At 46.4% G+C, this 14870-nt stretch carries 10 protein-coding genes; 4 read left to right on the top strand and 6 right to left on the bottom strand.

What is annotated here, in order from left to right; genetic code table 11:
• The first annotated feature begins 41 nt into the window (after nucleotides 1–41).
• The 3 genes from recG to A3735_RS04425 all read left to right on the top strand — a co-directional run bounded on the left by recG (nucleotide 42) and on the right by A3735_RS04425 (nucleotide 4699).
• Entirely contained in the window at nucleotides 42–2135 is a 2094-nt protein-coding gene (gene recG / locus A3735_RS04435) for an ATP-dependent DNA helicase RecG (protein ID WP_068508654.1), read from the top strand.
• 80 nt (nucleotides 2136–2215) lie between these two features.
• Complete coding sequence (locus A3735_RS04430) at nucleotides 2216–3631, top strand: aminoacyl-tRNA deacylase and HDOD domain-containing protein (RefSeq protein WP_197470228.1); 1416 nt, start codon at nucleotides 2216–2218, stop codon at nucleotides 3629–3631.
• A 129-nt stretch (nucleotides 3632–3760) separates the two neighbouring features.
• Nucleotides 3761–4699 carry a sel1 repeat family protein gene (locus A3735_RS04425; RefSeq protein WP_068508656.1) on the top strand — a complete coding sequence of 313 codons (939 nt, stop codon included), beginning with the start codon at nucleotides 3761–3763 and terminating at the stop codon, nucleotides 4697–4699.
• 1 nt (nucleotide 4700) lies between these two features.
• Here A3735_RS04425 and A3735_RS04420 read toward each other — a convergent pair whose 3' ends face one another.
• A complete protein-coding gene (locus tag A3735_RS04420) occupies nucleotides 4701–6197 on the bottom strand; it encodes a DUF3336 domain-containing protein (RefSeq protein ID WP_197470227.1) in 1497 nt (498 codons plus the stop codon).
• A gap of 102 nt (nucleotides 6198–6299) precedes the next feature.
• Between A3735_RS04420 and A3735_RS04415 the strand changes: the two genes are divergently transcribed.
• Nucleotides 6300–7136 carry an ABC transporter permease gene (locus A3735_RS04415; RefSeq protein WP_197470226.1) on the top strand — a complete coding sequence of 279 codons (837 nt, stop codon included), beginning with the start codon at nucleotides 6300–6302 and terminating at the stop codon, nucleotides 7134–7136.
• Nucleotides 7137–7174: 38 nt separating this feature from the next.
• Here A3735_RS04415 and A3735_RS04410 read toward each other — a convergent pair whose 3' ends face one another.
• The 5 genes from A3735_RS04410 to A3735_RS04390 form a co-directional block, all read right to left on the bottom strand.
• On the bottom strand, nucleotides 7175–7951 hold the full coding sequence (locus A3735_RS04410; RefSeq protein ID WP_068508658.1) for a peptidylprolyl isomerase: 777 nt from the start codon (nucleotides 7949–7951) through the stop codon (nucleotides 7175–7177).
• A 117-nt stretch (nucleotides 7952–8068) separates the two neighbouring features.
• Entirely contained in the window at nucleotides 8069–8752 is a 684-nt protein-coding gene (gene narI / locus A3735_RS04405) for a respiratory nitrate reductase subunit gamma (protein ID WP_068508659.1), read from the bottom strand.
• A 4-nt stretch (nucleotides 8753–8756) separates the two neighbouring features.
• A complete protein-coding gene (gene narJ / locus A3735_RS04400) occupies nucleotides 8757–9521 on the bottom strand; it encodes a nitrate reductase molybdenum cofactor assembly chaperone (protein WP_068508660.1) in 765 nt (254 codons plus the stop codon).
• A 1-nt stretch (nucleotide 9522) separates the two neighbouring features.
• The gene (narH, locus tag A3735_RS04395; protein WP_068508661.1) at nucleotides 9523–11061 is read right to left on the bottom strand and encodes a nitrate reductase subunit beta; all 1539 of its coding nucleotides are present in this window, start codon (nucleotides 11059–11061) and stop codon (nucleotides 9523–9525) included.
• 2 nt (nucleotides 11062–11063) lie between these two features.
• Nucleotides 11064–14807: a nitrate reductase subunit alpha gene (locus A3735_RS04390; protein ID WP_068508662.1), complete on the bottom strand. Its 3744-nt coding sequence runs from the start codon at nucleotides 14805–14807 to the stop codon at nucleotides 11064–11066.
• Nucleotides 14808–14870: the final 63 nt, after the last annotated feature.

The following is a 14870-nucleotide window of genomic DNA, read 5'->3' as shown; positions in this document are numbered from 1 at the left end:
GCATCGAAGTACCTGCACTCACACAAAAGGGTTAAATCGGCATGGCAGCGCTGGAGGAAATAGAGCTTACGCAGTTAAAAGGTGTGGGCGCCAAACTGGCTGAAACACTTTCCAAGCTCGATATTCACAACATGCAGGACCTACTCTTCCACCTGCCTTTTCGTTACGAAGACCGAACTCGTATTCACTCTGCAGCCTCGCTTCGCCCCGGCATGCAAGGCTTGTTTGAAGTGGAAGTGCTCGGTAGTAGAGTCGTTCATGGAAGAAGGCGTAGTCTAGAAGTCAAAGTAAAAGACGCCAGCGGCACCGTTACACTGCGTTTTTATCACTTCAGCGCAGCTCAAGCCCGGCAACTTCAAAAAGGTACCTACCTGCGTTGCTATGGTGAGGCCAGGCTTGGAAAGCTGGGAATAGAATTCTATCACCCTGAGTACAATATCATCACAGGGGACGAGAAGAATACCGCACCCGAAACTTTAACTCCGGTTTATCCCTTAACCGAAGGAATTCAACAAGCAAGACTCCGTGCAATCTGTCGTCAAGCGCTTGGCTGGCTGGATCGCTGCGATGTCCGCGATCTACTGCCGCCTAGCATTCGAAAAGCCTACCAGCTACCGGAACTTAAACATGCACTAAGTTACTTACATGCTCCACCAACCGAAGCCGACCAACTCGCTTTGCTAGAAGGGCGGCATTTATGTCAGCAACGCCTTATTGTTGAAGAATTACTCGGGCATCACTTAAGTCTGTTAAAACTCCGCAAAGGCGTACAAAGTCACCAAGCCTTGCCTTGCCAGAATAATAGCCAGCTAGGCACTCAACTGCTTGAGCAGCTCCCCTTTGAACTAACCGGTGCACAAAAAAAAGTGTGCAGCGACGTCGACCATGACCTAGGCCAAGCCTTCCCCATGCTACGATTGGTACAAGGCGATGTCGGCTCAGGTAAGACCATCGTTGCGGCCTTGGCAGCCTTAAAGGTTGTAGAGTCGGGTGCTCAAGTCGCTTTAATGGCTCCCACTGAAATTCTTGCCGAGCAACATCTATTGAACTTCAGTCAGTGGTTTGCCGAGCTTAAGCTTCCTGATGGCAACTCGATAGAAATCGCATGGCTAAGTGGTAAGTCAAAGGGCAAGACCCGAGCAGCCGCCTTGGGAAAAATCGCATCGGGTAATGCTCAAGTCGTCATCGGCACACATGCTTTGTTTCAAGATGAAGTGAAGTTTTCACGCTTGGCCCTGGCGATTATCGACGAGCAACACCGCTTTGGTGTTCACCAGCGTTTATCCTTAAAAAACAAAGGGCAAGACTCCGGTTTGGTGCCACATCAGCTCATTATGACCGCCACGCCCATACCCCGGACATTGGCAATGAGCGCCTACGCCGACCTCGACACCTCGGTAATCGATGAACTCCCCCCAGGCAGACAAAAAATAGAAACCTTTGCCATTCCAGATAGTCGACGCTCCGAAATGGTTGAACGGGTTAGAAAATCTTGTGAAGCCGGCTGTCAGGCCTATTGGGTTTGCACTCTTATAGAAGAATCTGAAGCCCTGCAGTGTCAGGCTGCAGAGGAAAGCCTGGCCTGGTTACAAGCTCAGCTAGGAGGTTTGGTTGTCGCCTTGGTTCATGGGCGAATGAAGGCTCAGGATAAAAGCCTAATCATGGATCAGTTCAAAGAAGGGCGTATTGATGTATTGGTTGCTACGACTGTTATTGAAGTCGGTGTGGACGTTCCCAATGCGAACCTTATCGTTATTGAAAACCCTGAGCGCTTAGGGCTCGCCCAGCTACATCAGTTGCGCGGCCGCGTAGGAAGGGGCGCTTTAAAAAGCTATTGTGCGCTAATGTACCACCCACCTCTATCCGCCAATGGCAAAGAGCGCTTAAGTGTAATGCGCGAAAGTAACGATGGCTTTGTCATTGCCGAGAAAGATCTGGAGTTAAGAGGCCCTGGTGAAGTTCTGGGTACCCGGCAAACCGGTATGGTCGAATTTCGGATTGCAGACCTTCAACGTGACCAAAATTGGCTTCCTGAAGTCAAAACCATGGCTGCACAAGTGTTTGAGGACTCCAAGCTCAGTGAACTATTGATTCGTCGATGGGTCGGCGCAAAGCGTGTTTATGGCGAAGTTTAGTATTTTTGTTACCTTCGACTAAATTGACGAACTGTTTTGCTGGATTGATCTACACTTAGCTTATTGATATGGAAACGCTTATGGATAACAAAGAGTTAAATGACATGATACCCGCGGTGGTGAATAAAGTTTTTGAACAATACCAGAATGATGCCGAAATTAATTTGACTGAAGCGGACCAGCCAGTGTTAGTTGACCGTGAAGGCATTCCCGATAGCCAGATTCTGAAAACCATCTTGATGGCAGACACACTAGGGCGTTCGCAGCTAATATTTTTAGCCGACAGTATGCTGGATGTCGACAGTTTGAACAGTAAGGTAGGGCGCTCATTCGAAGCGCTGCCACATGAGGATGTACACAGCCTAATCGCCGTGCATAGCATCAAAACGCTTCCGGCTATTCCGGATATCACCGGTTTACCGGCGATTGTCGATGCTCGTGTCATCGAACAGGATACCGTCTATATCGAAACCGATGAAGCAGATAAACTGATCAAGCTGAGTAAAGAGGCCTTTTCAGCCTCAACTAGAAAAGCTAAAGTCGAAAGCTTTGCAGTGCCTCTATCATCGATACCTTACAACATAAATCAACCAGGCAGTGACCTTGAGCAGATCAATCAAGCGATTGAGAAGTTTACCTCCTTACGTATTAAACAGCGCTTGGAAGACACTCTTGAGCTTCCACCTCTGCCTCAGAGTGCACAAGAAATTATTCGCCTTCGCTCCAACCCTGATGCAGGCGCTGATGAACTGGCAGATATCATCGAAAAAGATCCAAGCCTTGCTGCTCAGGTAGTTAGCTGGGCTTCCAGCTCATTTTACAATGCACCCGGAAAGATCAAGTCAGTTCACGACGCGATCATCAGGGTATTGGGCTTTGATATGGTGATGAACCTGGCAATGGGTTTAGCTCTGGGAAGAACACTAAAAGTTCCTAAGGATGAGCCAAAAGGTTATGCCCCCTATTGGCAGCAAGCCATGTGGCTAGCTCTAGGTACGACCTCAATTCTAAGCAAAATTGACCCGACTTATCGCCCCAGTTTCGGCTTGTCTTATCTTTCGGGCTTGCTGCATAACTTTGGTTATTTGGTGCTTGCACACGTCTTCCCGCCTCACTTCTCGTTGATGTGTCGCTATATTGAAGCAAACCCCCATTTAGACAGTGGCTATATTGAGCACTTCTTACTGGGCATTACTCGTGAACAAATTGGTAGCCAGCTGATGTCTGTCTGGAATATGCCAGAAGAAGTCATTATTGGCTTGAGACACCAAAAGAATCAGGCCTTCGAAGGTGTAAATGCTGAATACGCCGGTTTACTGCAGCTCACTCAACATATGCTGGCTGACGCAGGCGTTGTTCCTAAACCAGCCGACAAACTTGATGAAAGTATTTATACCCGTCTGCACATCACACCAGAAAAAGCCGAGGAAGCTTTGGCACAATTACTGGAAAGCAAAGATGATGTTGCAGCCGTGGCGGGTCTCATGGGGCGTTAGTTTACTTTACTTGTTAGAGAAAGCCCGGACATCGTCTCGGCCTTTCTCTATTTATATTTCATTAAAGTGTACATACTCTAAACCAGTGGTAGAATAGCTGAAGGATTATTTAAATAAGGATAGCCGGTAGTGTTTAGTGGTAATTTGATCAGTCGTGCAATAAAACTCTCACTAGTGATAGCTCTAGTAATCCAACTCAGCGCCTGTGCAACGAACTTTAGACAAGCCTTACAAAATCTAGAAGCACACAACTATCCTGAAGCCCTTCATTATTTCGAGCAGGACGCAAAGCTCGGCTACCGAATTCCCGCATTGCATGCAGCGAACCTTTATATCCTCGACTATCAAGTCCCTAGAGATCTGGAAAAATCCCGTCTTTATCTCGATATCGCAGAAAAAGCAGATTATGGGCGCTATGACCAAGCTTATGACTATTACATACCCTTGATAAAAGCCTACCAAATTCTTGCTGACACTGAAGAGCCAGATAAGTCATTAGCTTTTAAAATCCTGAAAAGCGAAAAGTACCAGGAGTATTATTGGGCATTGGCAGTATTAGCGCATAGCAGCCTGGTTGGGCACGGGACTGAGCGTAATCTTGACAATGCACGCTACTATTTTGAGAAATCGATTGAAAACCAGGTTTTTGACAGCTCCAATGCTTTCTATGCTTGGTGGCTGGCAACATATCCCAATGATTCATTTAGAAACCCGCAACGTGCTTTAGAAATGATAGAGGATATCATCGATGATGAGGACCTTTCAGACCGCCCTCTTTTTCTAGACACTGCTGCTGCCGTTTATGCGGCTAATGGTTTATTCGAACGAGCAGTAATCACGCAAAGGGATGCTTTATCGAGTTTAAAATACTATAGCGCCAAGCACCACTATATGGAGCAGTACCAAGCACCTCTCAACGCCCGCTTGGAATTGTATGAATCTGGCAAACCCTGGATATTTTCGGATGAGGAGATCGCTTTGTGCGGCTACGACTCAAAGCGTTGTATGAAATCACTACTTTCAGTAACGCCTATTGATAAAATGTCCCTACAGCTGGACATGCACTAACTTAGGTTTTTTGAACCTGTTTCTTACGCCGCTTCATCTTCGCATGTAGCAGGTCATTTTCTCCATATTCTTCCAAAATTCGCTCCAGCGTTCGCTCTACTTTGCTGGTAATACGAATTCGCTCCATCTGTGACCAGGTTGCCAATTCCCCTTGTCGAACCAGCTCTAGTAACTCGGCTTCAGACAGCGGGCTAAGTATTTGCCGAAAATCGAATTTTCTAAAATCCGGGTAGACATTAATATTGGCGCTGTATTCCTGGTTTAGCACCGAGGCAACGGTATTCATCAAGACATTAAAACGCGTCCAGTTTGGAGTATATTTCTGACTCACGGCACAAGTTGCTTTGGCAAAACGGCTAGCACTCTTATGCGTTAGCCAGCGTACCCAACTTGGAATTCTCGTGTTATCCCAACCATCTTTAGTAAACAATACGATCGGATTAATCAAACTTCCGATATAGTGATTCACATCGTATAAACGAGCCAAACGCTTAGCCGGCAAGTCATCACTAAAAGAACCGTCTATCCAGCGTCGTGTGGGTAGATAGGCTTGACGCTCACCAAGCTCATTCTTCGCTTCCAACATGACAGAAGGGAAAATACCGGGCACTGCACACGAAGCAAGCACAGCAGTACGAATATAAACATTTGGTGAAGTAATCGCATTCAACAAACGAGAGGTCTGATGGAGTTCTGCAGGCGCTACGGAAATATTGATCCGACGGCCTGTGAGTTCATACGCTTCTTGGAAGGTCAGATCAGGTACCAAACGATTGAGCACATGCTCTTCAAAATCTTTGATATCAGCGCGCTTTCTCTTTCCATACAAGAGCTTTTTAAGCCAGCCTGCATTTTCTTTCGCCTCAGCTAACATTCTCACTGGCTGAATGAGTTCTTTTAGCTCCAAATCTGTATGCGTACCAAATATGGCTGTAATGACCGAGCCCGCACTAGCGCCTGATATAACACTTGGTAGAAGATTTTGCTGAAGCAAGGCTTTTACAACACCAATGTGGAAATGTCCAAGTGCACCGCCGCCACTGAGCATCAGCGCTGTTCGGCCGTAGCAAAGGCTGGCTCGATGAAAGAAGTCTAGGCGCTCTTCATAATCGATCTGCGAGGCATCTAATTCTGCGATATGCTCTATGGACTCAACTATCTCATCGACATACTCTTCGATAAGTTTCTTCGTACCATACTTGGCATGGTTATAGAGAACAGGCTTACCCATTCCCCCCATATTGCCATGTATACCTTCATTCAGAGCGAACAGTAAGCCATGATAATTGTTGTCTCGACGAAGCCTCTGAAGAGCTTCTAGACGATGACGAATCTGTTTGTAGTCATATTCGCTTGTATGCTCAAGCTCTTTCCATTCGCTGGCACCCGAAGCCAGGTCATGTTTTTCTGCCGCACTGCACCAAGCCTGATAGCTTTCTGCAGCGGCCATGTTGATTTCAAGCTTAGCTAGTTTCTTGGATGAGCTTTCAAAAAACACTCGTACTCTCCGAAGTAAAGTCATGATTGCTTTCAAGCTTAACAGGAGATACCACTTTTCGCCGTATTATTTACCATTTTATGAGTATTCTTCAGGTTTTGTATGACCCAGATCATTCTTGAAGTGCCATCGCTTTACTCTGCTCCATGTTATGATACGCGCCGTCCTTTCAATCACTTCGAGTTTCCGATGACTATTGAAATCATTCCCTTTGAACGCTTGCTCATCGCTTTTATCCCTACTTTCTTTGTGATTGCTCTAATGCGATATTGGGGGCTGGCATACGGAAAAGCCTGTTACTCAATCATCCGCATGCTACTCCAGCTGCTATTAATTGGCTACGCGCTGATCATGATCTTCGAATCAGAAAGCAGCTTGCTCACCTTGGCTGTTCTATCAGTGATGATGCTGGCATCGAGCTGGATATCTCTAAACACGCTGTCAGATAGCACTGGCAACAACGCACTATCAACAAAGGGACGCTTTCAGTTATTCAGTAAAGCGCTGATTGCGGTATTTATTGGTGGCGGTTTAATGCTTGCTCTGGTCACACAGCTAGTGTTACAGCTAGACCCTTGGTACTTGCCACGTTATATGATTCCACTAGCCGGGATGATTTTTGCAACCTCAATGACCAGCATTAGTTTGGCTGGCGAACGTTTACAGGCTGAACTTCGTAGTGGCCATGTTTACGAAACTGCACGGAATACGGCTTTCAACACGGCAATGATTCCAAATATCAATGCAATGTTCGCCGTCGGTCTGGTCTCGCTACCTGGAATGATGACGGGGCAAATACTCTCTGGCGTATCGCCTTTTATTGCCGCTCGCTATCAGATAATGGTGATGTGTATGCTATTTGCCGCTGCAGGGATCTCTTCAGTCATTTTTATGACCTTGAGCCGATCATTATTAGATAAGAAATTGGAGTCAGAGTAAAAACAGCCATTTTTACTCTGACCCCAAATATGGGGAGCTTACTGCATTAAAGGGGAGTCGGACACACTAAAGTCGAAACCTTCAATGTCGGCATCCATAATTAATGAATGAATATACTGGGCAATCGCTTTACGTCTAACCTTTTCATTCAGGTAATCAGAAATTCGTTCTTTAACCATCTCATAAGGTAAAGCTTTACCTTCTTCTTTGTGGTTAATGAAAACAACATGCACACCATAACGGCTTTCGATTGGCGCACTGGCTAAACCTTCAGGACAATTGAATAACTGACGTTCGAATTCTGGCACAGTTTGGCCTTTACCAAGCTGCCCAAGGTGACCACCCGTCTCTTTTGAAGGGCATTTGGAATGCATCTTGGCCAGCTCTTCAAACTGCCCAATATTTTCTTGTAAGCGTTTAATCAGTTGCTCTGCCAGTTCCGTTGCTTCGGAACGAGCATTGGCATCATCGGGTGATGCATCAAGCAAGATATGACGCGCCTCGACCAAGGGGCTGGTCATGAATTTTTTAGGATTTGCTTCAAAATACTGACGGCAATCATCTTCACTGGCCGAAGGTACTTCGACTTCGGTATCTAACAAAGCTTCAAGAAACGCATCTTCAGTACTCTGGGCTTCTTGGCTCTTTGCACCACCTGCTAGATTTAAAGCTTCAGCACGCTGCTTAAGAAGCTCACTGATAATCAGAGACTCACAAGCCTTATTTTTCGATTCCGTGTGCGTTTGGGCCACGTGGTACTGCATTTCTTTGACGATGGCTGTTTCATCAAATTCTGTTTGATTCACTCGGATCATATCTAACTCCAACTTAGTCTATATTTTCAAAGGGGTCAGACTCGATTGAAACTAAGGTTTCAATCGAGTCTGACCCCTTTGAAAATATCCCCGCGCTTTGCGGGGATAAGATGGCTATTAAGCCTTACTACGTACAACCTGATAGTTACGAGAGAAGTACTTAACTGGCACACTCCAAACATGAACTAAACGGCTGAATGGGAAGACCAAGAACAAAGTCATACCCAAGGCTACGTGTAGCTTAAAGATTGGGTGAACATCAGCAATCGCTGCTGAAGCTTCAACGCCGTTAAACAAGACCATATTTTGCGCCCAGCTCATTAGCTTAACCATTTCAACACCATCCAGGTGACCCATCGATACGAAGATCGAGATCAAGCCTAGTAGTAGCTGAACCAACAACAAGAGTAGGATAAGGATATCCATTCTTGAGCTAGTCGCTCGCACTCGCTCATTACCTAAACGACGCTTAACAAGAATCACCAAGCCATATAAGCACACCAGGCCAAAGAAGCCACCCATGCCCATTGCGACCATTTGCTTGAAACTATCGCTTACGCCAAGTGTTTCCCATACCACATGTGGCGTTAATAGGCCCACAAAGTGCCCCATCAAAACCATAATGATACCCACGTGGAAAGGGCGGCTGCCTTTTCGTAATTGAGCACTTTCTAACATCTGGCTTGAACCAGTTTTCCAGGTATATTGATCGCGGTCGTAACGCACAATCGAACCTAAAACGAACACTGCCAAAGCAATGTAGGGGTAAATTCCAAAGAATAAATGATTTAAGTAATCCATTTTCTTATCCTCTCTTATCGGAGATAGAAGATTGTGACGAGGACGGCGTGGCATCAAAACCTACCCAGTTAACCGGGATATCTTGGTCACGACGCTGAGCTTCGCTGGGTCGACGCGTTGAAGACTCGCAGCTTTTATCTAGTGACTCAGCACCAAACTTCACTTCTTCCTCTTCCCATTCTTTGTCGATTGCTTTTTTCGTGTCATCTCGCTTCTCATCAGCGATTTGCTCACGAATTTCGTCCAATTCGATCTTACTGTCAGCAAAGTCCAGAAGCGCCTCAAACAAAACCGAGTAATCACTTTTACGTTTTTCCAAGCGACACTGGATCAAGCCTAAAATATGCTCCATTTCCTGCAACCAATTCTGGGCGTTCTCTTTACCTTGGGTTGAGAGAAACTCCAGGAACAAGGGGATGTAGTCAGGCAACTCGTGCTTGTCCAGCTCTAAACCTGCTTCGCGGTACATATCGACCAGATCTACCATTGCCTGGCCACGATCACGGGATTCGCCGTGTACGTGCTCAAACAACCATAGCGCGACCGAACGTCCACGATCGAATAGACCACCGTATTCACTCTGCCAGTCCATTAGATCCATCGCTGCCCGGTTTTCAATAAACGCCAGCAACTTGGTTTCGATGGCTGGCGCTAGGCCAGCCTCCGCTACCACTTGATCCAATTCACCTTTGTAAAGAAGGATGTCTTCCCGTGGGTAATCCATCAAACAAGATACAACAGCTAGCACCTTCGCATTTGAAGTATCCATCTTAGTCACCTCCTGAAACCGCGATGATATTCGCTCGGTTACTTGGTTTGTTACCACCAAACATGTTGACTTCGTTGTTACCATCGCTACAGCCATTGCCGAAGCTGAAACCACATGAACTCTTCATGTCGTAAGCATCTTCTGCGTAAGCTTTATGGCTTGATGGCACGACGAAACGGTCTTCGTAGTTAGCAATCGCCATGTAACGATACATTTCTTCAACCTGTAAGGCTGTTAAACCCGTCTTCTTCAAAACTTCCAGATCTTCTTTGCCTTCTACTTGCTGTGAACGCTTGAATGAACGCATTGCCAGCATTCTTTCTAGTGCATTCACAACTGGCGCTTCTTCACCGGCCGTTAGCAAATTAGCCAAGTACCGTACCGGAATACGCAGTGACTTAATGTCTGGAATCACACCGTCCATACCAATACGACCCTGCTCAGCAGCATTCTGGATTGGGGATAGTGGTGGGATGTACCAAACCATTGGCAGCGTACGGTACTCTGGGTGTAACGGTAGCGCTACTTTCCAGTCCATTGCCATCTTATAAACAGGTGATGCTTGAGCCGACTCAATCCAGCTATCAGGAATGCCTTCAGCGCGTGCCGCATCTTGCACTTTAGGATCATTTGGATCTAGGAAGATATCCAACTGTGCCTGGTACAAATCTTTCTCTAGCGGCGTTGCTGCTGCTTCTTCGATACGGTCTGCATCATAAAGAAGTACACCCAAGTAACGGATACGACCTACACAAGTCTCAGAACAAACTGTTGGCTGGCCCGCTTCGATACGTGGGTAACAGAAAATACACTTCTCTGACTTACCAGACTTCCAGTTGTAGTAGATCTTCTTGTATGGGCAACCCGATACACACATTCTCCAACCACGACACTTGTCTTGGTCGATCAATACGATACCGTCTTCTTCACGCTTGTAGATCGCACCTGAAGGACAACTTGCAACACAAGCCGGATTCAAACAGTGCTCACATAAGCGTGGCAAGTACATCATAAAGGTCTTTTCGAACTGACCGTAGATGTCTTTCTGCGCTACTTCATTGAAGTTTGAATCAACTTTACGTTTAGCGAACTCCGTACCTAGAATCTCTTCCCAGTTTGGGCCCCAGTTGATCTTCTCCATGATTTTGCCAGTGATCAGCGACTTCGGACGAGCCGTTGGCTGATGCTTGCTTTCTGGCGCAGTATGCAGATGCTCGTAGTCGTAATCGAATGGCTCATAGTAGTCATCGATTTCGGGTAGGTCAGGGTTACCGAAGATATTCGCCAACACACGCATCTTGTTACCTTGACGCGGTGTCAACTTACCATCGTTACCACGGACCCAACCGCCGTTCCATTTTTCCTGGTTTTCCCACTCTTTAGGGAAACCCACGCCTGGCTTAGATTCAACATTGTTAAACCAAGCGTATTCAACACCGTCACGGCTCGTCCATACGTTCTTACAAGTGATAGAACAAGTGTGACAGCCGATACATTTGTCCAGGTTCAGGACCATGCCTATTTGTGCACGTACTTTCATCGCTATGCTCCTCGCTCTTCAGACGACTCGTCCAACCAGTCAACTTTGTCCATCTTACGGACGATTACAAATTCATCTCGGTTACAGCCAACGGTACCGTAGTAGTTAAATCCGTATGCTTGCTGTGCGTAACCACCGATCATGTGAGTAGGCTTCATAACCGCTCTTGTAACAGAGTTATGCATACCACCACGTGTCTTGGTTGTTTCAGCCCCCGGCATATTTATTTGTCGTTCCTGTGCGTGATACATCAAGCTCATACCTTCGTTTACACGCTGGGAAACGACCGCACGACATGCAATGGCACCGTTAACATTGAACACTTCGATCCAATCGTTATCTTCGATGCCTGCTTTTGCTGCATCAACTTCCGAGATCCAAACAATCGGACCACCACGTGAAAGGGTCAACATCAACAAGTTATCAGAGTAGGTTGAGTGGATACCCCATTTCTGGTGAGGTGTAATCCAGTTCAATACGATCTCTTTGTTGCCGTTTGGTTTCTTGTCTAACAAAGGCTTAACTGTCTTCATGTTAACTGGTGGCTTATACAAGCACTGGGTTTCACCGAAGTCACGCATCCACTCATGATCCTGATAGAACTGCTGACGACCTGTCACTGTTCTCCATGGAATCAACTCGTGTACGTTGGTATAACCTGCGTTATAAGATACGTGCTCATCTTCCAGACCTGACCAGGTAGGAGAAGAGATGATCTTACGAGGCTGCGCCTGAATGTCGCGGAAGCGGATTTTTTCCTCTTCTTTCGGCTTAGCCAAGTGTGTGTGATCTTTACCGGTAAACTCTGACAGTGCAGCCCATGCTTTAACCGCTACCTGACCATTAGTTTCTGGTGCCAGGCTCAAGATCACTTCAGAGGCATCAATTGCCGACTCAATCTTCGGACGACCCTGATGCGCGCCTTCTTCAGTGTGCTTATAGTTAAGCTCACCCAAGAACTTCACTTCATCTTCAGTGTTCCAAGTAATACCCTTACCACCATTACCTAGTTTCTCTAGCAATGGGCCAAGCGAAGTAAAGCGCTTATAGGTATTCGGGTAATCACGTTCAACAACGGCTAGGTTTGGTGCCGTCTTACCTGGAATCAGGTCACACTCACCTTTCCACCATGCTTTCACACCCTCTGGCTGAGCAAGCTCTCCTGGTGTGTCGTGCTGAAGCGGTACCGTGACCAAATCTTTCTCAACACCCAAGTGGCCTTCACAAAGTTCAGAGAACTTCTTGGCAATACCTTTGAAGATATCCCAGTCAGATCTCGATTCCCAAACCGGGTCAATCGCTTTAGAAAGAGGGTGAATAAACGGATGCATATCCGACGTATTCATATCGTCTTTTTCGTACCAAGTTGCTGTAGGTAATACAACATCTGAATACAAGCAGGTAGTCGACATACGGAAGTCTAGCGTCACTAGCAAGTCGACCTTACCCTCGACTGGCGTATCGTGCCACTTAACATCTTCTGGCTTCTTGGCGCCACGTTCATCAAGGTCTTTACCTTGAAGACCGTTCTTAGTACCTAGAAGGTGACGAAGCATGTATTCATGACCCTTACCTGACGAACCTAATAGGTTTGAACGCCAGATAAACATATTATGAGGATGGTTTTGAACATCATCCGGATCTTCACAAGCAAACTTCAAAGAACCGTTCTTCAATTGATCAACCGTGTATTCTTGAGGAGTTTTACCTGCCTTCTCAGCATCTTTAGTCAACTGCAATGGGTTAATTGCTAATTGAGGTGCTGATGGCAACCAACCCATACGCTCTGCACGCGTATTGTAGTCAATGATAGAAGCTTGCCACTTAGACTTATCAGCCAAAGGTGACACAACCTCTTCCATTTCCAATTTCTCATAACGCCATTGGTTTGCGTGATTGTAGAAGAAAGAGGTACCGTTCATTTGACGTGGTGGACGCTGCCAATCCAAACCAAATGCTAGCGGTAGCCAACCACACTGAGGACGCAACTTCTCTTGTCCAACATAGTGAGCCCAACCGCCACCAGATTGACCGATACAACCACACATCATCAACATGTTGATAACGCCACGGTAGTTCATGTCCATGTTGTACCAGTGGTTCATCGCCGCACCGATAATGATCATGCTGCGACCAGTCGTCTTGTTTGCATTGTCTGCAAACTCTCGTGCGATCTTGATGATCTGCTCACGCGGCGTACCGGTGATTTTTTCTTGCCATGCTGGCGTGTATGGCTTGTCTTCGTCAAAACTTGATGCTGAATTTGCACAGTTTAAACCGTGCTCAACACCGTAGTTTGCAAGAGTCAGGTCAAATACAGTTGCAACCAACTTCTCACTACCATCTGCTAACTTAATTTTCTTAGCAGGTACTTTACGTAGTTGATTCGCATCGTGATCAGTATGATCAAAATAACCGTATTCGTGCTCTTGTCCACCGAAGTAAGGGAAGGAAACTTCAACCACTTCGTCTGCACTATCTTTTAGTGATAAGCCTAATTTGATCTCTTCGCCGGTATTACCGTCTAGCTGATCAATATTCCACTTACCTTTTTCACCCCAGCGATAACCTATTGAACCGGTAGGTGAAACCAACTCATTGCTCGCATCGTTAACTGCAATCGTCTTCCACTCAGGGTTGTTTTCTTGACCCAAGTTACCATCGAGATCAGAGGCTCTTAGGAAGCGACCTTGCTGTAAGCCTTGATCAGACTCTTCTAACATAACCAAGTAAGGGAAATCAGTCTTGGTACGCACGTATTCAGTGAAGTAAGCACTTGGCTTATCTACGTGAAACTCTTTCAGAATAACGTGGCCCATTGCCATCGCTACTGCTGAGTCAGTACCTTGCTTCGCGTGAATCCACTCATCGGTCAACTTCGCAACTTCTGAGTAGTCAGGTGTAACGGATACAGTCTTAGTACCCTTATAGCGAACTTCAGTGAAGAAGTGAGCATCAGGTGTACGCGTTTGTGGAACGTTAGAACCCCAAGCAATGATGTAGCCAGAGTTATACCAGTCTGCAGATTCTGGTACGTCAGTCTGCTCACCCCAAATCTGAGGAGATGCTGGTGGCAAATCACAGTACCAGTCATAGAAGCTTAGGCAGTTACCACCGATCAAGGATAAGTAACGAGCACCTGCCGCATAAGAAACCATCGACATCGCAGGAATTGGCGAGAAGCCGGTAATACGGTCAGGACCATATTTCTTAGCAGTGTAAACGTTAGAAGCAGCAATCAGCTCATTAACTTCTTTCCAGTCAGAACGAACCAAGCCGCCCATACCACGTTTTTCTTTGTAGGATTTAGCTTTTGCCGGATCGTTAACAATCGATTCCCAAGCTTTAACCGGGTCACTATGCTGGGCTTTAGCTTCGCGCCATAGCTTCAATAGAGCTTTACGTACCTTTGGGTACTTCAAGCGGTTTGCACTATAGATGTACCAGGAATAACTCGCACCACGAGGACAGCCGCGTGGCTCGTGGTTAGGAAGGTCAGGGCGCGTACGAGGATAATCAGTTTGCTGGGTTTCCCAGGTTACCAGGCCATCCTTAACATAAATCTTCCAACTACATGAGCCAGTACAGTTGACCCCATGTGTTGATCGTACAATTTTATCGTGCTGCCAACGACGGCGATAGCCATCCTCCCAGCCACGATCCTCGTTGGTTGTTACGCCATGCCCTGAGGCAAAGTCCTGCTTTTTCGTTTTGAAAAAACGTAACCTGTCTAAAAACTGACTCATTTGTGGTTCCTCACCCTTGTTTGTTTATTCCCATCACTTAACTTCTGTCATGGCCAAACAAAC

The organism is Oleiphilus sp. HI0061 (assembly GCF_001635675.1).
The sequence above is the reverse complement of the archived record's forward strand: the minus strand, read 5'-3'. Positions and strand labels throughout refer to the sequence as shown.

Excerpts from the sequence above, each read along its gene's own strand:
- recG (WP_068508654.1), top strand. The coding sequence starts at position 42 with ATGGCAGCGCTGGAGGAAATAGAGCTTACGCAGTTAAAAGGTGTGGGC.
- A3735_RS04430 (WP_197470228.1), top strand. The coding sequence starts at position 2,216 with ATGGATAACAAAGAGTTAAATGACATGATACCCGCGGTGGTGAATAAA.
- A3735_RS04415 (WP_197470226.1), top strand. The coding sequence starts at position 6,300 with ATGACCCAGATCATTCTTGAAGTGCCATCGCTTTACTCTGCTCCATGT.
- A3735_RS04410 (WP_068508658.1), bottom strand. The coding sequence starts at position 7,951 with ATGATCCGAGTGAATCAAACAGAATTTGATGAAACAGCCATCGTCAAA.
- narI (WP_068508659.1), bottom strand. The coding sequence starts at position 8,752 with ATGGATTACTTAAATCATTTATTCTTTGGAATTTACCCCTACATTGCT.
- narJ (WP_068508660.1), bottom strand. The coding sequence starts at position 9,521 with ATGGATACTTCAAATGCGAAGGTGCTAGCTGTTGTATCTTGTTTGATG.
- narH (WP_068508661.1), bottom strand. The coding sequence starts at position 11,061 with ATGAAAGTACGTGCACAAATAGGCATGGTCCTGAACCTGGACAAATGT.
- A3735_RS04390 (WP_068508662.1), bottom strand. The coding sequence starts at position 14,807 with ATGAGTCAGTTTTTAGACAGGTTACGTTTTTTCAAAACGAAAAAGCAG.